The organism is Kitasatospora sp. NPDC093806, assembly GCF_040683335.1.
Classification (GTDB): domain Bacteria; phylum Actinomycetota; class Actinomycetes; order Streptomycetales; family Streptomycetaceae; genus Kitasatospora.
Genome location: NZ_JBFBDO010000011.1, coordinates 1 through 24,337, shown reverse-complemented (window position 1 = coordinate 24,337; position 24,337 = coordinate 1). Strand labels below are relative to the sequence as shown.

Sequence of the window (24,337 nt, the reverse complement as noted above, 5' to 3'; positions counted from 1 at the left end):
ACAAGGATTTCGTCATCCGATATCGAGACGCAGGAGATCCTCCTCCGTCTCGCGCCGGACGATCACCCGGGCCGCGCCGTCCTTGACGGCCAGCACCGGAGGCTTCAGGGCGTGGTTGTAGTTGCTCGCCATCGAGCGGCAGTAGGCGCCGGTGGCGGGCACCGCGATCAGGTCGCCGGGGGCCAGGTCGGCCGGCAGGAAGGCGTCCCGGACGACGATGTCGCCGGACTCGCAGTGCTTGCCGACCACCCGGACCAGCATCGGCTCCGCGTCGCTGGTCCGCGACACCAGGGCGACCGAGTACTCGGCGTCGTAGAGCGCGGTACGGATGTTGTCGGACATCCCGCCGTCCACGCTGACGTAGGTGCGCAGGCCCTCCAGGGGCTTGACGGTACCCACCTCGTACAGGGTGAAGGCGGTCGGGCCGACGATCGCCCGGCCCGGCTCCACGCTCAGCCGGGGGGCGGTGAGGTTCGCGGCGGCGCACTCGCGGCGGACGATCTCGGCCAGCGCGGCGGCGATCTCGGCCGGCTCGCGCGGGTCGTCCTCGCTGGTGTAGGCGATGCCCAGGCCGCCGCCGAGGTCGATCTCGGGCAGCTCGACGCCGTGCTCGTCACGGATCCCGGCCAGCAGGCCGACCACCCGGCGGGCGGCCACCTCGAAGCCGGCCATGTCGAAGATCTGCGAGCCGATGTGCGAGTGGATGCCGCGCAGTTCGAGGCTGTCGCCGTGCGCGAGCACCCGGCGGACCGCCTCGGCGGCGGCTCCCCCGGTCAGCGAGAGGCCGAACTTCTGGTCCTCGTGCGCGGTCGCGATGAACTCGTGGGTGTGCGCCTCGACGCCGACCGTGATCCGGATCAGCACCGGCTGGCGGACGCCCTGCCGGCCGGCGATCGCCGCCAGCCGCTCGATCTCCTCGTAGGAGTCGACCACGATGTGCCCGACCCCGGTCTTCACCGCGTGTTCGAGCTCGTCCACCGACTTGTTGTTGCCGTGCAGCGCGAGCCGCTCCGGCGGCATCCCGGCGGCCAGCGCCACCGCGAGCTCGCCGGGGCTGCACACGTCGAGGTTGAGGCCCTCCTCGTGCAGCCAGCGCACGACCGCCTTGGAGAGGAAGGCCTTGCCCGCGTAGAAGACGTCGGCCTCGGTGCCGAAGGCCTCGCGCCAGGCGCGGGCCCGGGCCCGGAAGTCGGCCTCGTCCAGGACGTACGCCGGGGTGCCGAACTCGGCGGCCAGCCGCTTGACGTCGACGCCGCCGACGGTGACCACGCCCTCGGCGTCCCGGACGACGGTGCGGGACCAGACCTTGGGGTCGAGCGCGTTCAGGTCGGTCGGCGGGGCCTGGTAGTGGCCCTCGGGCAGGACGTCACCGTGGCGGGGGCCTGCCGGGTGTGCGGAGCGACTCATCTTCGAATGTCCTTCGAGACCTATGGCGAGGGGCGGCGACGGTCCTCGTTGACCGTCAGCCGCCCCCGCTGTGCGCTAGGGGGTGGTACTTACATCCGCTCGGGCGCCGTCACGCCCAGGAGCGTGAGGCCGTTGGCCATGACCGTGCGGGTGGCCTCGACCAGCCAGAGCCGGGCCCGGTGCGTGTCCGTGAGCTCCTCGTCGCCCTTGGGCAGGAACATGCAGTTCTCGTACAGGCGGTGGTACTTGCCCGCGAGGACCTCCAGGTAGCGCGCGACCCGGTGCGGCTCGCGCAGCTCGCCGGCCGTGGCCAGCACCTTCGGGAACTCGCCGAGGACGCCGAGGATGTCGTTCTCCCACTGGGTGGCGAGCAGCTCGGGTTTGAAGTCGGCGGCCGCGCCCTTGTCGACGCCCAGCTCGGCGGCCTTGCGGGCCACGCCGCACATCCGGGTGTGGGCGTACTGGACGTAGTAGACCGGGTTCTCGTTGGTCTGGCTGGTCAGCACGTTGATGTCGAGCGTGATGGTGGAGTCGGTGGGGGTGCGGCCCAGGGTGTAGCGCGCCGCGTCCACGCCGATCCAGTCGACCACGTCGTCGATGGTGATGATGTTGCCGGCCCGCTTGGACATGCGGACCTCTTCGCCGTCGCGAATCATCTTCACGAACTGGCCGATCTTGACCTCGATGTTGCGGTCCATGTCGTCGCCCGCGCAGGCCGCGATGGCCTTGAGGCGGTTGACGTAGCCGTGGTGGTCCGCGCCCAGCATGTAGACCGAGACCTCGGAGCCGCGGTCCCGCTTGGAGAGGTAGTAGGCGGCGTCGGCGGCGAAGTAGGTGGTCTCGCCGTCGGCCTTGATCAGGACCCGGTCCTTGTCGTCGCCGAAGTCGGTGGTGCGCAGCCAGATCGCGCCGTCCTGCTCGAAGACGTGGCCCTGCTCGCGCAGCCGCTCGATGGCCTTCTCGACGGCGCCGGAGTCGTGCAGCGACTTCTCCGAGAACCAGACGTCGAAGTGGGTGCCGAACTCCTCCATCGAGCGCTGGATCTCGGCCACCATGAGCTTGAGGCCCTCGGTGCGGAAGACCTGCAGCTGCTCGTCCTCGGGCAGGTCGGTCACGCCCGGGACGCCCTCGGTGATCGCCTTGGCGATGTCGGCGATGTACTCGCCGACGTAGCCGTCCTCCGGCACCGGCCGGCCGTTGGCGGAGGCCTGGAGCGACTTGGCGAACTTGGAGATCTGCACGCCGGCGTCGTTGAGGTAGTACTCGGTGGTGACGTCGGCACCGGTGGCGCGCAGCACGCGGGCCAGCGAGTCGCCGACGGCGGCCCAGCGGACGCCGCCGATGTGGATCGGGCCGGTGGGGTTGGCGGAGACGAACTCCAGGTTGATCTTCAGACCCTTGTGGGCGTCGTTGTGCCCGTACGTCGCCCCGGCCTCGACGATGGTGCGGGCCAGCTCGCCCTGGGTGGCGGCGTCGAAGGTGATGTTCAGGAAGCCCGGACCGGCGATGTCGACCTTCGCGACCCCGGTGATCCCTCGCAGGCGGGAGGCCAGGACGTCCGCCACGGCGCGCGGCGGCTTGCCGGCCGGCTTCGCGAGCTGGAGGGCCACGTTGGTCGCGTAGTCGCCGTGGTCCCTGTTCTTGGGCCGCTCGATCGTCACGTGCTCGGGCACGGCGACGGTCAGCTCGCCCGCCTCGACGGCGGCGCTCACTGCGGCCTGGACTGCCTGGGAAAGCTCTGCGGGGGTCACGACGCCAAGCGTAGGCGAGGTGGGGTGGGCGCCCGCCACTCGGTTTGCCGGTTGAGACGCAGTTGCACAGCACTCAGCCCCGATCGGTCCCCTCTGTTCGCTGAGGGCGAAACCCTTCGGCCGGTCGGCCCGGGGTGACGCGCCCCAACGTCATCAGGCGGCGCACCAGGGCCACCAGGTCCGCCGGGTCGAAGGGCTTGCCGAGGTAGCCGTCCACCCCGACCGACTCCCCCAGGTCCAGATCGGCCGGCGTGCACGCGCTCACGATGGCGATCGGCAGCAGCCGCGTCCCGGGCGCCGCCCGCAGCCGGGCCGCCGTCCGCAGACCGTCCAGCCTCGGCATCATCACGTCCAGCGTCACCACGTCGGGCTTCACCCGGCGGACCACCTCCAGGCACTCGGCACCGTCGGCGGCGGTCACCACCTCGAAGCCCTCAAGCTCCAGGTTGACCCTGATCAGCTGGCGGATCACCTCGCTGTCGTCCACCACGAGGACCCGCCCGGACACTCCCGACACCTCACCGAGGGTATCGGCGCCCCCACCGCCCCGTCCGGCCTTTCCGCACTTCCACCCGCCCCCGCGGATCCGCCTCCGGCACCCCGCCCCGAAACCCGTGCACGGAGCACGTCCGGAGCCTGGTAATGTTCTCCACGTCGAAGCGAACGCGACGACAACAACAGCAGGCCCCCGTAGCTCAGGGGATAGAGCACCGCCCTCCGGAGGCGGGTGCGCAGGTTCGAATCCTGCCGGGGGCACTTCGCGAGAAGTGCTTGAACAGGCCCAGCCCAGCGGTTAGTTACCGCAGGACTGGGCCTGATTCGTTTTCCGGACCACGCAACGGCGGCCGGGGGCGGTGGAGTTGTCCCCCGCCCCCGGCCGCCGCCGTACGGTCAGGCCGCGTTGGCGGTGCCCTCCACCGGGGCTGGGAACGACTCGACCGGGCCGAAGTCCTTGAAAGTGGCCGTGTTGAGGCCCGGGATGCCCCGCATGTCCATCCGCTGCTCGAAGCGGATGGTGCGGCCCTGCTTGTCGATCCACTGGTCGCAGTCGAAGCCGGTGACGCCCTTGGCCTTCATCCTGCGCTGGGTGCTCGGGTCGATGGCGGCCACGTCGTCGATGCCGAGGTGCCCCTTCAGGTGGTAGGTCGGGACGCCGTCCTGCTGCTCCATACCGACCCGGGCGGCGGGGCCGGTCGCCAGCAGGAGCTTGGCGTAGCCCGCGTAGTCGGCCTGCTGGTTGTCCTCGGAGCGCGGGGCCTTCGTCCAGCCGCTGCCCGGCTTGGCCAGGTCGCGGTAGTAGTAGCCGTCGGCCGTCACGACGGTCTCCATCCGCACCGCCTGGGCCTCCGGCATGTCGTCCGCCGTGCGGACCTCCATCCGGCCGGTGAACACGGTGTCGACGTTGACCCGGCCGGTGGTGGTCAGCACCTTCCGGCCGGCGGCCTCGGTGAGGATCGTCATGGTCGCCGCGCCGGGCGCGCGCTTGGTCGCCAGCGCCTGCGCGGGGTCGAAGTCCCCGGCGGCGGACGGGGCCGCCGAGGTGGGTGCGGCGCTCGTGGGCGTGGCACTCGTGGGTGCCGCGCTCGTGGGTGCCGCGCTCGTCGGTGCGGCCGAGGTGGAGGTGGGTGCGGCCGAGGTGGCGGCGGTGGACTTGTCGGTGTCGTCGTTGCAGCCGGTGAGGGCGGTCAGGGCGACGACGGTCGCGGTGGCGACGAGGACGGTGGCACGGCGCATGGCGGATTCCCCCCGGGGCTTCGTGGCTCTGTGTGCGAAGAGCTTGGCACGAACGGCCCGCGGGAATCGAACCGGTATCCGGGTCAGTGGGCGGGGGTGCCCGCGGCCTCGGTGTAGAGGGCGGCGATGGTGTGGTCGAAGTAGGCGCTGTACGAGATGTCGGGGGTGTCGCCGCCCTCCTGGTAGCCGCCGATGGCGCCGATGACGTGGCCGGTGGTGGTGGAGATCCAGGGGCCGCCGCTGGTGCCGCCCGGGTAGTCGGGGCAGTCGACGACCCGTTGGAAGGCGCTCTGCCGGCCGGTGGTGTTGGTGCAGAGCAGCGGCTGTTCACGGCCGGCCGGGTAGCCGTAGAGGCGGACGGGGGTGCCGAACGGCTCGTCGGTGCCGAGGGTGTTGCCGCCGACCACGTCCTCGATCCGGCGACCGGCGGCGTCGGCGGCGGTCTCCAGGATCGCGAAGTCCTCGTCCTGGTCGCCGTCCCGGGACCAGCCGGCGGTGGTGTGCACGGCGGTGACCCGCCAGGTGCCGTACGGGGCGCGGCCGTCGCGGTAGCCGGGGGCGAAGGTGACGCCGGCCGGGTCGTCCAGGCAGTGGGCGGCGGTGAGCAGCAGGTTCCCGGTGGGGCTGTGCAGCACGCTGGCGGTGCAGAAGTGGTCGCCGGGCTGGACGGCGCCGGTGAACAGCGCGCCGACGGTGGCCGCCTCGGGGGTGGCCGGGGCGACGGCGGTGGTGCCCGGCGGGGTGTCCGACGCGGGAGTGACGGCGGGGGTGGGAGTGGGTGTGGGGGTGCGTTCGGTCGTGAGGACGGGCTCGGACGCGGGCGTGGGCTGGGCCGCGGGCGTGGGTTCGGGGGGCGGCGCGGCGACCGCGGGCGGGACCGGGGTGGGCGTGGCGGCGGTGGGCGTGGCGGCCGGGGAGTCGGCGGCGGTGGCCCGGGAGGTCACGCTGTGGGTGCCCGTGACGACCGCGGCCACGGTGAGCACGGAGAGCGTCGTGGTGAGCAGGGTCGGGGCCAGGAGGCGGCGTCGGGGTCGTCGGCGGCGGTGCTGGCCCATGCCTGGTCGGCTCCTGCCCTGGTCGGCGGTGCTGCGGGGACGGTCCGACTATGGCGGCTGGAGCTTGGAGGGCCGTGATGCGCGGCTGGGAGCCGGATGAGAATTCAACCGGTCGTCCCCGCCCCCGGTCTTCGGCGACCGGAGGCGGGGACGGGGGTACGGGGGTACGGAGGTACGGGACGGAGGGTGAAGGGTCAGGGGGCGCGCTGCCGCTGGGCCGCGGTCTGCGCGTCCGCTCCGGCGGGGGTCTCGGCGGCGGCGGTCGCGGCGGTCGCGTCCGTCGCCCCGCCCGTCGCGCCGGTGGCCTCGCCCGGTGCCGGCCGGTGGTCGATCATCACGAAGGCGATCAGCGCGGCCAGCAGCAGGATGCCCATCGCCACCCAGGTGGCCACCACGTAGCCGTGCACCGCGCCCTGGGCCCGCACCCCTGGATCGGAGGCGATCCGGGTGGCCAGCCAGCTCGCGGTGGCGCTGGCCGCGATGGTGTTGAGCAGCGCCGTGCCGAAGGAGCCGCCGACCTGCTGGGCCGAGTTGATGGTGGCCGAGGCGGCGCCGGCCTCGTTCGGCGCGACGCCGAGGGTGGCCAGGCTCATCGACGGCATGAACACCAGGCCCATACCGAAGCCGAGCAGCAGTTCGGCGGGCAGCACCATGCCGGCCCACGGGCTGCTGACCTTCATCTGGGTCAGCCAGGCCATCCCGGCGGCGGCGAGCAGCAGCCCCGGCCCGATCAGGTTGCGGGATGGGATCCGGGTCATCAGCCGGGCCGCGAAGCCGGTCGAGGCGATCACGATGGCGGCGGTCATCGGCAGGAACGAGACGCCGGACATCACCGGCGAGAACCCCTTGATCACCTGCAGGTAGTAGGTCAGGAACAGGAACAGGCCGAACATGCCGACCATGGCCAGGCCGACCGAGAGCGCGCCGCCGCCCCGGTTCCGTTCGGCGACGATGTGCAGCGGCAGCAGCGCGTGCGGGGTGCGCTTCTCCACCAGCACGAACAACGCCAGCAGGGCCACGCCGAGCAGCAGCGAGCCCAGCACCAGCCAGTCGCCCCAGCCCCGGGTGACCGCCTCGGAGGTGCCGAACACGATGGCGAGCAGACCGCCGCAGCCGAGCAGTGCGCCGGGCAGGTCGAGTTTCACCCGGGTGCCCTTGCCGATGTGGTCGCGGGTCAGCACCGAGAAGGCCGCGAAGGCGGCCCCGATCGCGATCGGGGTGTTGACGAACAGGCACCAGCGCCAGTTCAGGTACTCGGTGAGCAGGCCGCCGAGGATCAGGCCGATCGCGGCGCCGCCGCCGGCGATCGCGCCGAAGATGCCGAAGGCGGTGCTCCGTTCCTTCGGATCGGAGAAGGTGGTGGAGAGCAGCCCCAGCGCGGACGGGGCGAGCAGGGCTCCGAAGGCGCCCTGGAGGGCACGCGCGCCGAAGAGCATCTCGGGGCCGCTCGCGGCGCCGCCGATCGCGGAGGCGAGGGCGAAGCCGAGCAGGCCGATGGTGAAGACCCGTTTACGGCCGAAGAGGTCGCCGAGCCGGCCGCCGAGGAGCAGCAGTCCGCCGAAGGCCAGCGTGTAGGCGGTGATCACCCACTGCCGGTCCGCGTCCGATATCCCGAGGTCCTTCTGCGCCGACGGGAGGGCGATGTTCACGATGGTGATGTCGAGGACGATCATCAGCTGGGCGATGGCGATGACCGCCAGGGCCCACCAGCGGCGGGAGTCCGCCGGCTGATGACCGGTGGCAGCTTGGGAAGACACGTCGGGAGCCTTTCCGAAGGGGCGGAGAGGTCACGCAGTCGCCTTCCAGCCAAACGCGCGAAATCGCGATTGGCAAGGAAAAATCTGACCAAATCGGTTGAAATGGGACCAAAGAACCAGACGGCCCGGGACCACCGCCCGAGGCCCCCGGGACCATGCCCGGGGGCCTGCGGGGAGGGGTCGGCCGGCCGTGCCCGTCGGGGCCCGGCCGGAGCGCGGCTAGAGCGCCGAGAGCTCCGCGACCAGGTCGTCCAGGCCGAGCGAGCCCTGCGAGAGCGCCGCCATGTGCCAGGCCTTGAGGTCGAACTCCTCGCCGCGCGCCTCGTGCGCGGCCCGGGCCGCCGCCCGGCCGCGAAGCCAGGCCCGCTCGCCCAGCTTGTAGCCGATCGCCTGGCCGGGCAGGCCCAGGTAGCGGACCAGCTCGCTGTCCAGGAAGTCGGCGGAGAGCCCGCAGTACAGGCCGAAGAACTCGCGCGCGGCGTCCGGGGCGACCGGCTCGCCCGGGTGGTACGGCGAGTCGGCCGGGAAGTCCAGGCCGGCGTGCATGCCGATGTCGACGATCACCCGCAGCGCCCGCATCATCTGCGCGTTGAGGTAGCCGAGCCGGTGGCCCGGGTCGGTGAGGTAGCCGAGCTCGTCCATCAGGCGCTCGGCGTACAGCGCCCAGCCCTCCAGGTTGGCGCTCACCCCGCCGAGGCTGACCTGGTAGGTGGAGAGCTGGTCGGCGACGTAGTTCCACTGCGCGAGCTGGAGGTGGTGGCCGGGGACGCCCTCGTGGTACCAGGTCGAGACCAGGTCCCACTCCGGGAAGCGCTCCCGGCCGAGGGTCGGCAGCCAGGTCCGGCCCGGGCGGGTGAAGTCCAGCGAGGGCGCGGTGTAGTACGGCGCGGCGGCGCTGCCGGCCGGGGCGAGCATCGACTCGACCCGGGTGATCGGCTCGGCCAGGTCGAAGTGGACGCCCTGGAGGTCGGCGATCGCGCCGTCCATCAGGCCCTGGAGGAACTCACGGGCGGCCTCGGCGCCGAACCGCGCGGGCCCGTCGGTCTCCAGCCACTTCATCGCCTCCATCGGGTCGGCGCCGGGCTTGACCTTCTCGGCCTCGATCCGCATCTGGGCGAGCAGGCCGTGGAACTCCTGCCAGGCCCACGCGTAGGCCTCGTCGATGTCGAGGTCGGCGCCGGTCCAGTAGCGGACCCAGCGGCCGTAGCGCTCCCGGCCGGCGGTGTCCGGGGCGTCGGCGGCGGCCGGGCCGTAGACCTCGCGCAGCCAGTCGCGCAGCGCGGTGAGCTCCGCCGCGGCGGCGACGGCGTGCCCGGCCAGCTCCGCGCGCAGCGCCTCGGGGGCGTCCTTGACCAGCTCGCCGAACCAGCCGCCCGGGGTGTCCCCGGCCAGCCACTCGTCGAACTGGCCGGCCACCGTGGTCACCTGGCGGGGGCCGGAGAGCAGCCCGCGCTCGATGCCCTCGGCGAGGGTCGCGCGGTAGCCGGTGAGCGCGGCCGGCACCCGGGCGAGGCGGCGGCCGAGGATCGCCCACTCCTCCTCGGTGTCGGTGGCCATCAGGGTGAAGACGTCCCGCGTGTTGTGGACCGGCGAGCCCAGGTTCTGGACCGCCCGGAACCCCTCCCCCGCGTCGTGGACGGCGAGTTCGGCGGTGAGCCGCTCGCGCAGCAGGCGGGCGCAGCGCCGTTCGGCCTCGTCCCGGGGGGCGCCGGCCGCCTCCGCCGCGTCGAGCGCCGCCTCGGCCTCGTCGAGCCGGGCCAGGCTGGAGCGGCCGAGGTCCGCGATCGCCTCGGCGCCGGCCGGGGAGAGGTCGGGGAGGCGGTCGTCCTCGGGGTTGAGGCCCAGGTACACCGCGGTCAGCGGGTCGAGCTCGGCGAGGTCCCGCACGTAGTCGTCGGCGATACGGCGGGGGGTGGTGCCGTCGGAGCTGATCAGTTCAACCATCCGGACATCATTTCGTGACCCGGCCCGATTGCAAGCCCCTAACCGGTGGCATGGACCGGCCAAATCGGATGAACGGCCGGTTTTCCTTCACCCGTCCTTCCGGCGGGCTCCGGGAGGTGCGCCGGGACCCGCTGCGGGAGGTGCTCCGGGCCGCGTTCCGGGCCGCGTTCCGGGCCGCAGTCGCGCGCGCAGTCCGCGCAGGACCAGGCCCGGGTCCCAGCGCGGCCGGCCGCGCGCGAAGGGGAAGAAGCAGAAGCCGATCAGCATCGCGGTGAAGTGCCCGAGGTCCGTGAAGGTGTGCGAGGCGACCAGCGGCACCAGGTAGACGACCAGCACCCCGCCCCCGTACAGCCACCGCCAGCGGCCGGCGAACCGGTGGGCGAGCACCGCGACCACCCCGGCCAGCGCGTACGAGACCCCGACGTCCACGGTGTCGGCCATGCTCCGCTGCAGACTCCCCCGGACGATCCCCCAGGCGACCACCCCCTCGCTCACCAGGGTGGCCAGCACGTGCGCGGTCGCCGCCACGGTGAACCAGCGCGCGGTGCCCAGCCAGCGCTCGGCGTTGGCGTGGAACAGGGTGAACAGCACCAGGTAGAGCGGCCAGCTGGACTGCTCGGTCCACAGCGCGCTGGCCATCAGGGCGTGCACCGGGCGCGAGCGCAGCTGGTCGAGGTTGGTCGACCGGGCGGCCAGGAACCAGTCCAGGGTCCGCTGGTCCATCCGCGCCACCACGAAGCTGGTGGCCGCCAGCACCAGCAGCCACAGGTACGTCCCCGGGGCCGAGCGGACCCACGACCAGAGCGCGCGGGGCGCCCCGCGCAGCCGGTGCGCGCGGGGCGGCCGTTCCAGCGTCTGCGCCATCCGGCGGGGCCTCCTCGATCGATCCGATCCGGTCCGCCCCCCTCGCGCGGCCCCCGCCCCGCGGTCCGTCCCCATCCTGCGGTCCGGAGCGCCCGCCCGCCGCCCGGGGCACCCGCCGGACGGACCCGGCGCCCGCGGGACGGACCGGGTGCCCGCCCGGGGAGCGGCAAACACCCGTTCGGAAGATCGGCGCACAGCCGGATCCCATCCGGCCCGCGGCCGTTACGCTGACCGCCATGGATGCCAGCTCAGCGCCCGTCCCGCCCGCGACCGAACCGGCACGGCCGCGCCGTGCCGGGTACCGGCGGCTGCCGGTGCAGCAGCGGCGCGAGCAGCTGATCGCGGTGGCGCTGGAGCTGTTCGCCACCCGGCCTCCCGAGGAGGTCGGCCTGGACGACGTCGCGGAGGCCGCCGGCGCCTCCCGGCCGCTGGTGTACCGCTACTTCGCCGGCGGCAAGCAGCAGCTGTACGAGGCCGCGCTGCGCAGCGCCGCCGACCGGCTGACCGCCCGGTTCACGGTGCCGGTCAGCGGGACCCCGACCCAGCAGCTGTCCGCCGTGCTGGAGCGGTACTTCGACTTCGTCGCCGAGCACGACGCCGGCTACTCGGCGCTGCTGCGCGGCGGTTCGGTGGTGGCGACGGCGCGCACCTCGGCGATCGTGGACGACGTCCGGCGGGCGGCGCTGCGGCGGACGCTGGGCCACCTCGGGGTGCGCCAGCCCGGACCGCGGCTGAGCCTGCTGGTGCGGTCCTGGATCGCGGTGGTCGAGGGGGCCTCGCTGAGCTGGCTCGACGAGGGCCGGGCGCTGCCGGTGGCGGAGCTGCGGGAGCTGCTGGTGGACCAGTTCGTGGCGATGGCGGCGGCCACCGCGCTGCACGACGGGCAGACCGCCGAGGTGCTGGCCGCGCTGCTCGTCCTGGAGGGCCAGGACTCGCCCCGGACGGCGCGGCTGCGGGCGGCGCTCACGGTGCCGGCCCCGCCCTCCTGACCCCGACCCCCGTGCCCGGGGCCGGGGCCGGGGCCGGGCCGGGCGGGCCCCGGGCTGCCTCAGGCCTTGCCGAGGACCTGCCGCTGTCGGCCGAGGCCCTCGATCTCGATCTCGACCACGTCGCCGGGGGCCAGGAACGGCGTGCCCGGGCGGCCCAGGGTGACCCCGGCCGGGGTGCCGGTGACGATCACGTCGCCCGGCTCCAACACCATGAACCAGCTGAGGTAGCGGACCAGTTCCAGCACCGGGAAGATCATCCGTTCGGTGGACCCGTCCTGCCGCTGCTCGCCGTTGACCCAGAGCCGCAGCGGCAGCCGCTGCGGGTCCGCCACCTCCTCGGCGGTGACCAGCCAGGGCCCGAGCGGGGTGAAGGTCTCCGCCGACTTGCCCTTGTCCCACTGGCCGCCGCGCTCGAACTGGAAGGCCCGCTCGGTGACGTCGTTGGCGATGGTGTACCCGGCGATCACCGCGGCCGCCGCCGCGTGGTCGTCCAGGTAGCGGGCGGTGCGGCCGATCACCACGGCCAGTTCGGCCTCGTAGTCGGTCTTCTCGCCGCCGCGCGGCACCAGCACCTCGTCGTACGGGCCGACCACCGTCGAGCTCGGCTTCAGGAAGACCACCGGCTCGTCCGGCACCGGGACGCCCGCCTCGGCCGCGTGGTCCCGGTAGTTCAGGCCGATGCCGACCACCTTGCCCGGCCGGGCCACCGGCGGCCCGACCCGCTGTCCGCCGATCTCGGCCACCGGCAGCCGGCCGGCCGCCAGCAGCCCGGCCAGGTCTGCCAGGCCGCTCCGGTCCAGCCCGGCGAGGAAGCCGCCGTCGATGTCCCCGGTCACCCCGGAGAGGTCGTACGCGGTCCCGTCCCGGTCCAGCACGACCGGGCGCTCGGCGCCCGGCGGGCCGACGCGAAGGAACTTCATCCGGTCCTCACCCACCCCACGTTCGTCGCGGTGCGCCGGGTGGTCGCGGACCGGTCCCGGCGCTCGTCCGTGAGGTATATCAACGGCCCGCCGGGCCGGGCCAGCCCCCCGGACCCGGCGGGAACCTCCCGATCCGCCCCCGCCGGACCGGCCCGGCCCCGGCCGTCCGCACGATTGACAGGGCGCCGGACCCGGTCCGCTTCACGCCCCGGGCGAACACGCGATCGAACCGCCGCCCGGTGGCGCAGGATCCGCTCATGGAGATCACCCGCGTACGACCCGAACTGACCGCCGTCACCCTCGCCTTCGGCACCGCCTACCTCTGGCGCGACCCGGACGGCACGCTCACCCTGGTCGACACCGGCATCGCCGGACAGGCCGACGCGATCGAGGCCGCGATCCGCGCCGTCGGCGCCGACCCGGCGGCCCTGCGCGCCATCGTGCTCACCCACCACCACGAGGACCACAGCGGCTCGGCCGCCGAACTGAGCGGGCGGCTGGGCGCCGAGGTGCTGGCGCACCGGCTGGAGGCCCCGGTGATCCGCGGCGAGCGGGAGCCCGTGCCACCCGTGCTGAGCCCCTTCGAGCAGGAGATCTGGGACGCCCTGCCGCCGCGGCCGCCGGCCCCGCCGTGCCGGGTGCACCGCGAGGTCGAGGCCGGCGAGGTGCTCGGCTTCGGCGGCGGCGCCGTGGTGGTGCACGTGCCCGGCCACACCGACGGCTCGATCGCGCTGCACCTGCCCGAGCACGGCGTGCTGTTCACCGGCGACCTCGCGGCCAACGTCGACGGCCGGACCATGCCGGGCGTCTTCCACACCGACCCGGCGCTGGCCCTTGCGTCCTTCCACCGGCTGACCGAACTCGACGCCGAGACCGTGCTGTTCGGACACGGCGAGCCGATCGCGGCGGGCGGTTCAGCCGCGCTGCGCCGTGCCGCCGAGCAGTTCGGCGAGCGGTAGCGGCCCGGCCCGGTCGGGCTCCGCGCCGTCGCTCGCGCGCTCCCAGCGGGCCAGGTCGCGCGCGACGTCGGCGTGCGCCCGCGGGTGGCCGTCCAAGGTCGGCAGCAGCTCGCGCAGCAGTGCGGCGGCGGCCCGCGGACTGCCCGAGCGGGCCAGCCAGAGCGCCAGGTCGTGGCAGGTCCGCAGGGTCCGCGGGTCGGCCGGGCCGAAGGCGCGGGCGAACTGCGGGATCAGCGCGACCAGCTGTTCGACGGCCCGCTCCGGCGAGCCGGCCGCGCCGCGCCGCCAGGCGTCGTCGGCCTTGCGCCGCAACTCCTCCGGGTCGGTGCCGACCTTGATGTCGCGCAGCCGGCGGCGGACCTCGGCGGCGTCGGCGGGCCGGTCGGCCGGGTCCTTGGCGAGCAGTTGGAGGATCAGCCGGTCCAGCGCCGGGTCGGGGGTGCCGGGCGGCGGCGGCTCCTCGTGGAGGTGCGCGTACATCATGGTGACCGCCGAGCCGGCGTTGAACGGTCGGCTGCCGGTGCACAGCTGGTAGAGGACGACGCCGAGCGCGTACAGGTCGGCCCGGCCGTCGAGCTGCTCCCCCGACCAGCACTCGGGCGCCAGGTAGGGCGGGGTGCCGATGACCACGCCGGTGGAGGTGAGCCCGCCGCCGGCCTGGGTGAGCAGGCGGGCGATGCCGAAGTCCAGCACCTTGGCCTCGCCGTCATCGGTGATCATGATGTTCTCGGGCTTGATGTCCCGGTGCACCACGCCGTTGCGGTGCGCGGCGTCCAGCGCCTTGCACACCTGCCGCACCCAGCGGAGCGCGACCGGCACCTCCGGCCGGCCGGCGGCCAGCAGCGCGGAGAGCGGACGGCCCTGGACCAGCTCCATCACCAGGTAGTGGGTCCAGCGGGCGCCGTCCCGCACCCGGCCGTAGTCGTACAGGGTGACGATATGCGGATTGGAGAGGCCGCCGACCGTCCTGGCCTCCCGGATGAACCGGCCGACCGCGTCCTCGTCGCCGGCCTTCTCCTCGGAGAGCGCCTTGAGCGCGACCGGCCGCCCGATGGTCTCGTCGTGGGCGGCCCAGACCACGCCGAACCCGCCCCGGCCGAGCTCCCGGTCCAGCCGGTAGCGGCCGCCCACGACATCGCCCGCCTTCATGCCTGCCCCCAAGTCCGCCGGAATCGAACGCCGTTCATGCTGACCGGGTCACGATAGCGGTGGGGGGCGGCAGGGAGGTGAACGGGCCGGGACGGCCGCCGGAGCCGGCGCCGCGAGGGCGCTACGGCTTGGTCTTGGGCAGGCCCACCGGGTTGACCTCGGAGGCCTGGACGGCCTCCGCGTCCAGGCCCCAGCGCTTCAGCACCTGGGCGTAGGTGCCGTTCTTGATGACCTCGTCGATCGCCCCGTTCAGCGCCTTGACCAGGCCGTTGTCCTTCTTGGTGGTGGCCGCGATCTTGCCGAGCACCTCGGCGCCGCCGCCCGAGTAGGTGCCGATCACCTCGGTCTCGCCGGTCTGCACGGCGTGGAAGGCGGCCACCGGGTTGGGGCCGACATAGGCGTCGATCCGGCCGGAGGAGAGCGAGAGATAGTAGTCGGCGGCGGCCTGGAAGTACTTGATCTCGGCCGGCTTCAGGCCGTTCTTGACGTTCTCCTCGTTCCAGGCCAGCAGCAGCTTCTCCTGGTTGGTGCCGGAGGCGACGGCGAGCGTCCTGCCGGCGATGTCCTTCGGCCCGGTGACCTTCCAGCCGGCGCCCTTCTTGGCCTCGAAGCCGAGGATGTCGAGGCGGTAGGTGGCGAAGTCGTACTTCTCCTTGCGGGCCTCGGTGACGGTGATGTTGGAGATGCCGACGTCGTACTTGCCGCTGTCCAGGCCGACGAAGATGTTCTCCCAGGAGACCGGGTTGAACTCGACCTTCAGGCCGAGCACGTTGCCGATCAGCGAGGCGATGTCCGGCTCGACGCCGATGATCGTCTTGTCGTCGTTGGCGTAGAAGTCCAGTGGCGGCGTGGTGCCGATCGAGTCGACCACGGTCAGCGTGCCGCGCTTTCTGATCTCCTCCGGCACCAGGGCCGCGAGCGCGTCCACCTTGGGCGTGCTCACCCGGTTCTGGTTCGGCGTGAGGTTCACCGTGGCGCCGTTGGGCGCGGTGCTGCCCTTGGCGGGGGCGAGTTCCGCCGCGGCGTCCGAGGAGCTGCCGCAGGCGGCCAGGGTGAGGGCGGCGGCGAGCGCGGCGGCGGTGACGAGGGCGCGACGGGGTACGGACATGGCGGAACTCCTGCGGGTGTGGTGAGAGAGAGGGGAGAAAGCGGTGTGCTCAGAGGACCTTGGCGAGGAAGGCCTTGGTCCGTTCGTGCCGCGGCTCGTCGAGGACGGCCCGCGGCGGGCCCTGCTCGACCACCACGCCGTCGTCCATGAAGACCACGGTGTCGGCGACCTCGCGGGCGAAGCCGATCTCATGGGTGACCACGATCATCGTGGTGCCGGCCCGGGCCAGGTCCTTGATCACGTCGAGCACCTCGCCGACCAGCTCCGGGTCGAGCGCCGAGGTCGGCTCGTCGAACAGCAGCACCTTGGGGTCCAGCGCCAGCGCCCGGGCGATCGCCACCCGCTGCTGCTGGCCGCCGGACAGCTGGCGCGGGTAGGCGTCCGCCTTCTCGGCCAGGCCGACCCGGTCGAGCAGCTCCAGGGCGCGGGCCCTGGCCTGCGCCTTCGGCCGGCGCAACGCGCTGACCGGCGCCTCCACCAGGTTCTCCAGCACGGTCAGGTGCGGGAAGAGGTTGAAGTTCTGGAAGACGAACCCGATGTCGGTGCGCTGGCGCAGCACCTCGCGCTCCCGGAGCTCGTGCAGCCGGTCCCCGGAGCGGCGGTAGCCGATCAGCTCGCCGTCGATCGCGACGAAGCCCCGGTCCACCTTCTCCAGGTGGTTGATCGAGCGCAGCAGGGTGGACTTGCCGGAGCCGGACGGGCCGAGCACCACGGTCACCGAGCCGGCCGGGACGTCGAGGTCGACGCCGCGCAGCACCGCCTGCGGACCGAAGCTCTTGTGCAGGCCGCGGACCTGCACCATCGGCGCCGGCCCGGCGGCGGGCCCCTGGGCGGCTTCCTCGACGGCGGTGGTCACGAGCGTCCTCCAGGGGATGCGGTCTTGGTGGCGGCGAGGGTGCGGGCGCGCAGGCCCCGGACGAGGTCCCGGGCCCGCTGCAGCGGGGTCGGCGGCGGGGTGCGGTCCGCGCCGCGGGCGAAGTAGCGCTCGACGTAGTACTGACCGATCGACAGCACGGTCGTCAGCAGCACGTACCAGACGGTGGCGACCATCAGCATCGGCACCACCCGGCCGGTCCGGCCGTACACCACCTGCACCTGGTAGAAGAGCTCGCCGATGGCCATCACGTAGACCACCGAGGTGCCCTTGAACAGCGAGATCACCTCGTTCGCGGCGGCCGGCAGGATGCCGCGCATGGCCTGCGGCAGGACGATCCGCCAGGCCTGCCGCCAGCGCGGCACGCCCAGGGCGGCGGCGGCCTCGCGCTGGCCGGGGTCGACGGCGATGATGCCGCCGCGGATGATCTCGGCGGCGAACGCGGCCTGGTGCAGCCCGAGGCCGAGCACCGCCGCGCCGAGCGCGCCCAGCACGCCGACCGTCTCGAAGTCGCCGAAGGTCGGCCCGAACGGGATGCCGAAGCCGAAGGTCTTGTAGAGGTAGGACAGGTTGAACCAGAAGACCAGCTGGACGATCAGCGGGATCGACCGGAACGCCCAGACGTAGGCCCAGGCGATGGACTGCAGGACCACGCTGCGGGAGAGCCGCAGCGCGGCCACCACGGCGCCCAGCAGGAAGCCCAGCACGGTGCCGTAGGCGGTGAGTTCGATGGTCCGGCCGACGGCGCGCAGGATGGTGTCGGTGGAGAAGAAGAGCCGGAAGGTGGCCCAGTCCCAGCCGGGGTTGGTGGCCAGCCCGTGGGCGAACTGGGCGAGTACGACGAGGGCGGCGAGGCCGGCGGCCAGCCGCCAGGGGTGACGGGCGCGGACGGTGCGCAGTCCGGCCAGCTCGCCGAGGTCGAGCGGGGGCTTGAGGACGGTGGCTGCGGGTTTCACGAGTGGTGCGGTGGTGCTGACGGTCATGGCGGGACTCCTCCGAGGGGGCGTGGACAGCGGGTCACGTGTGCTCGGGCGGGCTGATCTGCGACTCCTTGATGGCGGAGTCGGTCACGCCCCACTTCTTGAGGATCCGGTCGTAGCTGCCGTCCTTGATCAGCTGGTTGACGGCCGCCTGGAACGCGGGCGTGAGCGGGGAGCCCTTCTTGAACGCGAACCCGACGTCCAGGCGGTGGAACTCGCCGAGGAACCTGATGCCCGCCGCCTCCTGGGAGGCCTGGTAGCGCAGGCCGTTGATGGTCGACATGGTGATGTCGATCCGGCCCTGCTGGAGGCCGGTCAGGACGGCGCCGGTCTCGCTGAACGCCTTCACCTCGTAGGGCTGCTTGCCGGCGTCGGTGCAGACGTTCTTCTTGGCGTTCAGCGTGGTCTCGAAGGTGGTGCCGGCGCCGGTGCCGATGGTCAGGCCGCAGAGCTGGACGAGGTCGGTGACCGGCTGGATGGTGGTGTTGTCCTTCTTGACCGCGAAGCCCTGGCCGTCGTCGATGTAGGTGACGAAGTCGATGGTCTTCAGCCGGGCCGTGGTGACCCCGAAGTTGCCGGTGCCGACGTCGTACTTGCCGCTGCCGAGCGCGGGCAGGATGGTCTCGAACGCGGCCTCCTCGCGCTGCACGGTCAGGCCGAGCACCTTGGCCACCGCGTCGGAGAAGTCGACGTCGATCCCGGCCGCCTTCTTGGTGGCCTGGTCGGCGTAGAACGCGGAGGGCGGGGTGCCGAACGAGGAACCGAACTTCACCGTCCCGGCGGCCTTGACCTCGGCGGGCAGCAGCGCGGCGGCGGCGTCCGACTTCTTGATGCCGGAGACGAGGTCCTCGGCGGCGGCGGAGACGGCCTGCTGTCCGGGGGCCAGCGCGGACGGGGTCTTCGGGTCCGAGCCGCACGCGGCCAGCGCCAGGACCGGCAGCAGGGCGGTGCTCGCGAGCAGGCGGCGGCGGACGGTGGTGGTTCTCACGGGAGAGGTGCCTTTCGGGGGTTTCTGCACGAGTTCAGGGGAGCTGCTTCTCGAACGGCAGCGGGCCGATGGTCAGCGGATCGGCGGTGACGTCGAACAGCGGGGTGTAGCCGTTGACCAGGTAGAGCCCCTTGGCCTCGGGCTGGCGCGGGCCGGTGGTGAGGTAGATCCGGCGGTAGCCGACGGCGGCGGCGGAGCGCTCCAGTTCGGCGAGCACCCGGGTGGCCAGGCCCCGGCGGCGGTGCGCCGAGTGCGTCCACATCCGCTTCACCTCGGCGGTGTGCTCGTCGTACCGCTTGTACGCGCCGCCGGCCACCGGCTCGCCGTCCTCCAGCAGGAGCAGCAGCTCACCGCCGTGCGGCGGAGTCCAGCTGTCGGCCGGGTAGCGGGTCATCTCCTGGTGCGCGTCGGGCCCGTAGCGGGTGACGTACTCCTCGGTGAGCTCGCGCACCAGCGGCTCGGCGAGCGGGTCGTCGATGGCGACCCGGCGGACCTCGACCTCCAGGGCCCGCGCTCCGCTCACGACTGCACCGCGATCAGCTGCCGCCGGTCGCGCTCGGCCCGGTCGGCCTGCTCGGCGGCGGCCGCGGCCTTCTCGGCGTCCCGCTTGGCGACCTCCTCGCGGACCAGCGGGATGACGTACCGGCCGAAGTCGATGGCGTCGTCCAGCAGCTGGTAGCCGCGCGCGGAGAGGATGTCCACGCCGAGGTCGTAGTAGTCGAGCAGCGCCTGGGCGACCGTCTCCGGGGTGCCGACCAGGGCGTTGGAGTTGCCGGCCCCGCCGGTGGCGGCGGCGGTCGGGGTCCACAGCGCCCGGTCGTAGCGCTCGCCCGCCTCGGCGATCTCCACCAGCCGTTGCGAGCCGGTGTTTTCCGGCGCGCTGTCGCCCAGCGGGCGGCCGCGCCGGACCAGCTCGCCGTTGGCCCGGCGGGTCCGGATCGCGTCGACCGTCCGGTGCGCCTTCTCCCAGGCCAGCTCCTCGGTGGGCGCGATGATCGGCCGGAACGCCACCTGGATCCGCGGCACGTCGGCCCGTCCGGCGGCCTTCGCCGCCTCCTTCACCCGCTCGATCTGCTCGGCGGTCCGGGCCAGCGGCTCGCCCCACAGGCAGTAGACGTCCGCCTCGGCGCCGCCGGCCGCGTACGCCGCGTCCGAGGAGCCGCCGAAGGAGACGCCCGGCCGCGGCTGCTGGACCGGGAAGACGTCCGAGACGAAGTCGTTGAACCGGTAGTGCTCGCCCTCGTGGTCGAAGGGCTCCCGGCTGGTCCACGCCTTCTTGACGATCCCGATGTACTCCCGCGTGCGGGCGTAGCGCTCGTCCTTGGTGAGGAAGTCGCCCTCGCGCTGCTGCTCGTGGTCGTTGCCGCCGGTGATGAAGTGGACGGTGAGCCGGCCCTCGCTGATCCGGTCGAGGGTGGCGAAGGTCTTGGCGGCGAAGGTCGGGTACGAGACGTTCGGCCGGTGGGCGAGCAGGATCTGCAGCTTGTCGAGGCGCGAGGCGAGGAACGCGGCGGCGGGCGCCGGGTCGGGGGCGCCGGCGCCGTAGGCGAACAGCACCCGGTCCCAGCCGTGGTCCTCGTGGGCGCGGGCCAGCCGCAGCGTGTAGTCGCGGTCGAAGGCGGCGGTGGTGCGGGCGGCGCTCTCCGAGCCGTCGCCGGTGGCGGCGATGCCGAGGAATTCGACGGGCATGGTGGCGGAACCTTTCGGGTCGTGCGCAGTCCGGTGGGCTGCGGGTGGGCAGACCGGAGGCGGCCGGGGCGGGCCCGGGCCGTGGTGCGTGGTGCGGTGCGCGGTTCAGTGCGGCTCGGTGCGGGGCCGAGCTCGGTGCGAGGAGGCGCGGGCACGTGACGACCCACGGGGCGGACGGGGGAACTGCCGGAGCACAGCGCGGAGGTGCGGAGAAGGGGGCGGCGGCAGCGCGCGGTTGACGAACCGTCAGATCACGACGGTTCTCCCGGCCCGTGACGGGGCACCGAGGGAGGGCCCTCCGAGGGAGGACGGGGCCGGACGGACGGCCCGCTGCCGGGTCAGCCGCGACACGCCGCGGACCACACTCGACCGAAGTCGATGTGGTCGCGGGTGACCAGGGGCTGCTCGGCGTACATGGCCTCAAGTTGAGCAGTGAACCGCGCACGGCGTCAACCACCGTCCATTACCGCTCTGTTGCGATCTCCTGTCGCCCCGCGAAGCGCCCCGGGGCGCCGGTGCACCACCCCCTCGCCACCCTTGACACCCGCCGATCGCTCACGCGTACGATCGAAGCGGAGTGCAGTGCAGGGCCGGCCGTGTTGAGGGACGCGGGCCGGCCGCAACGGCCGTACGTGACCACGCCGTACCCCGCCCGCCTGCCCGCGCCGCCCCGCGCGCCTCCCGCCTGGAGCCTCCGCCATGGCCACCCCGCCGGACGTCCTGCCCGCCCCCGCCACCCTCACCAAGCCCCCCGGCCCGCCGCCGGACACCGCCCCCGACGCCGCGATCGCCGGCGCCCGGACCGTCCCCCGCCGCCGCCCCGGCCAGTGGGTCTCCGCCGCCGTCGCCCTGCTGGCCTTCGCGATGGTGGTCAACTCGCTGGCCCGCAACAAGGCCTTCCAGTGGGACGTGGTCGCCGACTGGTTCACCGCCACCTCGGTGCTGAACGGCCTCACCCTGACGCTCTGGCTGACCGCCGTCACCCTGGGCCTCGGCTTCGTCCTCGGCACCCTCCTCGCCACCATGCGGCTGTCCGCCAACCCGGTGCTGCGCACGCTCAGCTGGATCTACATCTGGATCTTCCGCTCCACCCCGGCGCTGGTGCAGCTGCTGCTCTTCTTCAACATCGGCGCCCTCTACCCGACGCTCGGCCTGGGCATCCCGTTCGGCCCGGAGTTCCTCACCGTCCGGACGGTCAACCTGTTCGGCCCGACCCTCACCGCCGTCGTCGGCCTCACCCTGCTGGAGGCCGCGTACGCCGCCGAGGTGGTGCGCGGCGGCATCCTGTCCGTCGACCGCGGCCAGCTGGAGGCCGCCGCCGCGCTCGGCCTGGGCCGGTGGCGGGTGCTGCGGCGGATCGTCGTCCCGCAGGCGATGCGCTCGATCGTGCCGACCGCCGGCAACATGCTGATCGGCGCACTCAAGGGGACCAGCATCATCAGCGTGCTGGCCGTCTCCGACCTGCTCTACTCGGTCCAGCTGGTCTACCTGCAGACCTACCAGGTCATCCCGATGCTGATGGTCGCCACCATCTGGTACATCGTGATCACCACCGTGCTGTCCATCGGGCAGTACTACGTCGAGCGGTACTACGCCAAGGGCGCCACCCGCGAGGGCCTGCCGCCCACCCCGCTGCAGCGGGCCCGGGCCGCGTACCGCAGACTGCGCGCCACCGCCGCCGCGGAGGTGACCGCCAAGTGAACACCCTGGTCATCGTCGGCGCCGGTCCCCGCGGCACCGGCGTGCTGGAGCGGATCGCCGCCAACGCCCCCGAACTGCTGCCCCCCGACCGGCCGTTGCACATCCACCTGGTCGACCCCTACCCGCCCGGCGCGGGCCGGATCTGGCGGCACGAGCAGTCCCCGCTGCTGCGGATGAACTCGATGGCCGAGGACGTCACGATGTTCACCGACGAGCGCTCCACCATCGACGGCCCGGTCCGCCCCGGCCCCTCGCTCGCCGAATGGGCCGCCCGCCGCGCGGAGTTCGCGCCGTACCGGGAGGTCGCCGACCCCGACGTCCGGGCCGAACTGCGCGACCTGGACCCGACCGACTTCCCCACCCGGCGGGCCCAGAGCGCCTACCTGGACTGGGTGTTCCGGCGCGCCGTCGCCGACCTGCCGCCGCACGTCACGGTCACCGTCCACCGCGACACCGCGCACCGGATCGAGGGCCCGGCCGACGGCCCGCAGCGGGTCCACCTCACCGACCGGGTGCTCACCGCCGACCACGTCGTCCTCACCCTCGGCCACCTCGACTCCGCGCCCGCCCCCGGCTACGCCGCCGACGCCGCGTTCGCCGCCCGGCACGGCCGCTTCCACCTGCCGCCCGCCTACTCCGCCGACGCCGACCTCGACGGCATCGCGCCCGGCGAGCACACCGTGCTGCGCGGCTTCGGACTCGCCTTCGTCGACCTGGTCTCACTGCTCACCGAGGGCCGCGGCGGCCGCTTCGAGCAGACCGGCGACGGCCTGGTGTACCGGCCGTCCGGCCGCGAGCCGGTCGTCCACGTCGGCTCGCGGCGCGGCGTCCCGTACCACTCCAAGACCGGCTACCGGCTCCAGGGCCCGCGCCCGCCGCTCCCCCGCTACTTCGACGCGGCCGCCGTCGACGCCCTGCTCGACCGGCCCGGGGAGCTCGAACTGCGGCGCGACGTCTGGCCGTTGATGGCCAAGGACATCGCCTTCGGGCACTACCACGAACTGTTCCACGCCCACCCCGGGCGCACCACGCTGCCCTGGCCGGAGTTCCTGGCCGGCTACGACGCGCACGACTGGTACGCCCCCGGGCTGCGCGCGCTGATCGAACGCGCCGTCCCCGACCCGGCCGACCGGATCGACTTCGAACGGCTGGACTTCCCGCTGGCCGGCCTCGAACTCGGCACCGACGAGGAACTCCAGGAGCACCTGCGCCGCTACATCACCGAGGACGCCGACCGCCGCGCCGACCCCGCGCACAGCGCCGACCTCGGCGCCTTCCTCGGCATCCTGTCGCTCTTCGTCCAGCTGCCCCGGGTGCTCGGCTCCGGCCGGCTCACCGCCCGGTCGGTCGCCCGGGACGTCGACGAGTGGTTCTTCGGCTACTTCAGCTACCTGGCCTCCGGCCCGCCCGGCTTCCGGCTGCGCCAGCTGCTCGCCCTCTCCGAGGCCGGGGTGGTCCGCTTCCTCGGCGCGGGCGTCCGGGTCGAACGGGACGAGGCCACCGGCACCTGGCGGGCCTCCGGCGCCACCGTGCCCGGCCACTCCGTCACCGCCACCGCCCTGGTCGAGGCCTACCTGCCCAAGCACGCGCTGGCCCGCACCCGGGACCCACTGCTGCGCGAGCTGCACCGGGCCGGACGGATCGTCGAGGAGGTGGTCACCGACCCCGAGTACACCCACCGCTCCGGGCTGCTGACCATCCGCCCCGCCGACAGCCGCGTCCTCGACCCGCTCCTCGACGGCGCCCCGCACCCGCGCCGCACCGCGCTCGGCCCGCACACCAGCCTGCGCGCCGCCGCCGCCTTCGCCCGCCCGCGCACCGACTCCCCCGGCTTCCGGCAGAACGACGCGGCGGCCCGCGCCCTGCTCCGCGCCCTGGCAGGGCCCGAGTCCGTTACCGCGGCCCCGGCGGACGCCGCATCCACCCCGCGGGGCCGCTCCGTCCCCGTCTGACCCGCCGGGCGGCGGGGTGCCCCACCCCGCCGCCCGGACTACTCGCGGGTAAGGCTCAAGTCTCCATCAGATCACCTTGCCTGATCGATCATCCGATCCGTACGTTCGGTCCGCGCCGCGGCCCGCGCCCCGGACCGGGGTCAGGCCCGACTCCCCGACGCATCACGGCCGTTCGGCGCACCCAACCCTCCCCTTTCCTCATCAGACAAGGGTCTCAACCGTGCGTACCCGAATGTTCAAGACCAGTGCCGTCGCCGTGGTCTGCGCCGCCGCCGAGGTGCTGGGCATCACCACGATCAAGAACAACTGCTGACGTGGCCGGCTCCGCGGCCACCGCCGCCACCCTCACCCCGGTCCCCGCCGCCGCCCAGGAATCCGCGCTGGCCCTGCACGCCTCGGGCAGTGACGGCAAGGCCATCCGGGCCCTGCGCGACGGCACCTTCCTCGTGCTCCTCCACGGCCCCGCCGCCCTGGCCGCGCTCGTCCGGGACGGCGCCCTGCCCACCACCCACGCCG

21 protein-coding genes and 1 tRNA gene are annotated in these 24,337 nt (G+C 73.4%); 6 read left to right on the top strand and 16 right to left on the bottom strand.

Annotation, left to right across the window (positions count from 1 at the left end; all coding sequences use genetic code 11):
* Window positions 1–12: 12 nt before the first annotated feature.
* From lysA to AB0N76_RS09155, 3 genes are all read right to left on the bottom strand, one after another.
* The gene (gene lysA / locus AB0N76_RS09165; RefSeq protein WP_363554811.1) at window positions 13–1,407 is read right to left on the bottom strand and encodes a diaminopimelate decarboxylase; all 1,395 of its coding nucleotides are present in this window, start codon (window positions 1,405–1,407) and stop codon (window positions 13–15) included.
* Between the two features lie 89 nt (window positions 1,408–1,496).
* Window positions 1,497–3,158, bottom strand: coding sequence for an arginine--tRNA ligase (gene argS, locus AB0N76_RS09160; protein ID WP_363554809.1), 1,662 nt, complete (start codon window positions 3,156–3,158; stop codon window positions 1,497–1,499).
* A 73-nt stretch (window positions 3,159–3,231) separates the two neighbouring features.
* Window positions 3,232–3,675 (bottom strand): response regulator, encoded by a 444-nt coding sequence (locus tag AB0N76_RS09155; protein WP_363554807.1) that lies wholly within the window; start codon window positions 3,673–3,675, stop codon window positions 3,232–3,234.
* Window positions 3,676–3,842: 167 nt separating this feature from the next.
* Here AB0N76_RS09155 and AB0N76_RS09150 point away from each other — a divergent pair.
* Window positions 3,843–3,914 (top strand) — tRNA-Arg (locus AB0N76_RS09150).
* Window positions 3,915–4,049: 135 nt separating this feature from the next.
* Here the strand turns inward: AB0N76_RS09150 and AB0N76_RS09145 are convergent.
* The 5 genes from AB0N76_RS09145 to AB0N76_RS09125 form a co-directional block, all read right to left on the bottom strand.
* Window positions 4,050–4,892 (bottom strand): LppX_LprAFG lipoprotein, encoded by an 843-nt coding sequence (locus AB0N76_RS09145; RefSeq protein WP_363554805.1) that lies wholly within the window; start codon window positions 4,890–4,892, stop codon window positions 4,050–4,052.
* An 83-nt stretch (window positions 4,893–4,975) separates the two neighbouring features.
* Window positions 4,976–5,947: a serine protease gene (locus tag AB0N76_RS09140; RefSeq protein ID WP_363554803.1), complete on the bottom strand. Its 972-nt coding sequence runs from the start codon at window positions 5,945–5,947 to the stop codon at window positions 4,976–4,978.
* Window positions 5,948–6,141: 194 nt separating this feature from the next.
* A complete protein-coding gene (locus tag AB0N76_RS09135; protein ID WP_363554801.1) occupies window positions 6,142–7,704 on the bottom strand; it encodes an MFS transporter in 1,563 nt (520 codons plus the stop codon).
* A gap of 219 nt (window positions 7,705–7,923) precedes the next feature.
* A complete protein-coding gene (locus AB0N76_RS09130) occupies window positions 7,924–9,648 on the bottom strand; it encodes a DUF885 domain-containing protein (protein WP_363554799.1) in 1,725 nt (574 codons plus the stop codon).
* 87 nt (window positions 9,649–9,735) lie between these two features.
* The gene (locus AB0N76_RS09125) at window positions 9,736–10,512 is read right to left on the bottom strand and encodes a rhomboid-like protein (RefSeq protein ID WP_363554797.1); all 777 of its coding nucleotides are present in this window, start codon (window positions 10,510–10,512) and stop codon (window positions 9,736–9,738) included.
* Between the two features lie 236 nt (window positions 10,513–10,748).
* Between AB0N76_RS09125 and AB0N76_RS09120 the strand changes: the two genes are divergently transcribed.
* A complete protein-coding gene (locus tag AB0N76_RS09120; RefSeq protein WP_363554795.1) occupies window positions 10,749–11,501 on the top strand; it encodes a TetR/AcrR family transcriptional regulator in 753 nt (250 codons plus the stop codon).
* A gap of 59 nt (window positions 11,502–11,560) precedes the next feature.
* Here the strand turns inward: AB0N76_RS09120 and AB0N76_RS09115 are convergent, their stop codons facing one another.
* Window positions 11,561–12,421: a fumarylacetoacetate hydrolase family protein gene (locus AB0N76_RS09115; protein ID WP_363554793.1), complete on the bottom strand. Its 861-nt coding sequence runs from the start codon at window positions 12,419–12,421 to the stop codon at window positions 11,561–11,563.
* 257 nt (window positions 12,422–12,678) lie between these two features.
* Between AB0N76_RS09115 and AB0N76_RS09110 the strand changes: the two genes are divergently transcribed.
* Complete coding sequence (locus AB0N76_RS09110; RefSeq protein WP_363554791.1) at window positions 12,679–13,380, top strand: MBL fold metallo-hydrolase; 702 nt, start codon at window positions 12,679–12,681, stop codon at window positions 13,378–13,380.
* On the opposite strand, the gene AB0N76_RS09105 is transcribed toward AB0N76_RS09110, so the two are convergent.
* From AB0N76_RS09105 to AB0N76_RS09075, 7 genes are all read right to left on the bottom strand, one after another.
* Complete coding sequence (locus AB0N76_RS09105) at window positions 13,336–14,529, bottom strand: serine/threonine-protein kinase (RefSeq protein ID WP_363554789.1); 1,194 nt, start codon at window positions 14,527–14,529, stop codon at window positions 13,336–13,338. The two genes, AB0N76_RS09110 and AB0N76_RS09105, sit on opposite strands and share 45 nt — an antisense overlap.
* A gap of 121 nt (window positions 14,530–14,650) precedes the next feature.
* Window positions 14,651–15,637, bottom strand: a complete 987-nt coding sequence (locus AB0N76_RS09100; protein ID WP_363554787.1) for an ABC transporter substrate-binding protein — start codon at window positions 15,635–15,637, stop codon at window positions 14,651–14,653.
* Window positions 15,638–15,686: 49 nt separating this feature from the next.
* Complete coding sequence (locus AB0N76_RS09095) at window positions 15,687–16,439, bottom strand: amino acid ABC transporter ATP-binding protein (RefSeq protein ID WP_363554939.1); 753 nt, start codon at window positions 16,437–16,439, stop codon at window positions 15,687–15,689.
* 50 nt (window positions 16,440–16,489) lie between these two features.
* Window positions 16,490–17,494 (bottom strand): amino acid ABC transporter permease, encoded by a 1,005-nt coding sequence (locus tag AB0N76_RS09090; protein WP_363554785.1) that lies wholly within the window; start codon window positions 17,492–17,494, stop codon window positions 16,490–16,492.
* Between the two features lie 34 nt (window positions 17,495–17,528).
* Window positions 17,529–18,479 (bottom strand): ABC transporter substrate-binding protein, encoded by a 951-nt coding sequence (locus AB0N76_RS09085; protein WP_363554783.1) that lies wholly within the window; start codon window positions 18,477–18,479, stop codon window positions 17,529–17,531.
* Between the two features lie 34 nt (window positions 18,480–18,513).
* Window positions 18,514–18,984, bottom strand: a complete 471-nt coding sequence (locus AB0N76_RS09080) for a GNAT family N-acetyltransferase (protein WP_363554937.1) — start codon at window positions 18,982–18,984, stop codon at window positions 18,514–18,516.
* A 14-nt stretch (window positions 18,985–18,998) separates the two neighbouring features.
* The gene (locus AB0N76_RS09075; protein ID WP_363554781.1) at window positions 18,999–20,168 is read right to left on the bottom strand and encodes an LLM class flavin-dependent oxidoreductase; all 1,170 of its coding nucleotides are present in this window, start codon (window positions 20,166–20,168) and stop codon (window positions 18,999–19,001) included.
* A gap of 699 nt (window positions 20,169–20,867) precedes the next feature.
* Here AB0N76_RS09075 and AB0N76_RS09070 point away from each other — a divergent pair.
* The 3 genes from AB0N76_RS09070 to AB0N76_RS09060 form a co-directional block, all read left to right on the top strand.
* Window positions 20,868–21,869, top strand: a complete 1,002-nt coding sequence (locus tag AB0N76_RS09070; protein WP_363554779.1) for an amino acid ABC transporter permease — start codon at window positions 20,868–20,870, stop codon at window positions 21,867–21,869.
* Window positions 21,866–23,821, top strand: coding sequence for an FAD/NAD(P)-binding protein (locus AB0N76_RS09065; RefSeq protein ID WP_363554777.1), 1,956 nt, complete (start codon window positions 21,866–21,868; stop codon window positions 23,819–23,821). The genes AB0N76_RS09070 and AB0N76_RS09065 overlap by 4 nt, the downstream gene beginning before the upstream one ends.
* A 314-nt stretch (window positions 23,822–24,135) precedes the next feature.
* Window positions 24,136–24,337, top strand: a 202-nt coding sequence (locus tag AB0N76_RS09060) for a hypothetical protein (protein ID WP_363554775.1), incomplete at its 3' end; no start/stop codon positions are given.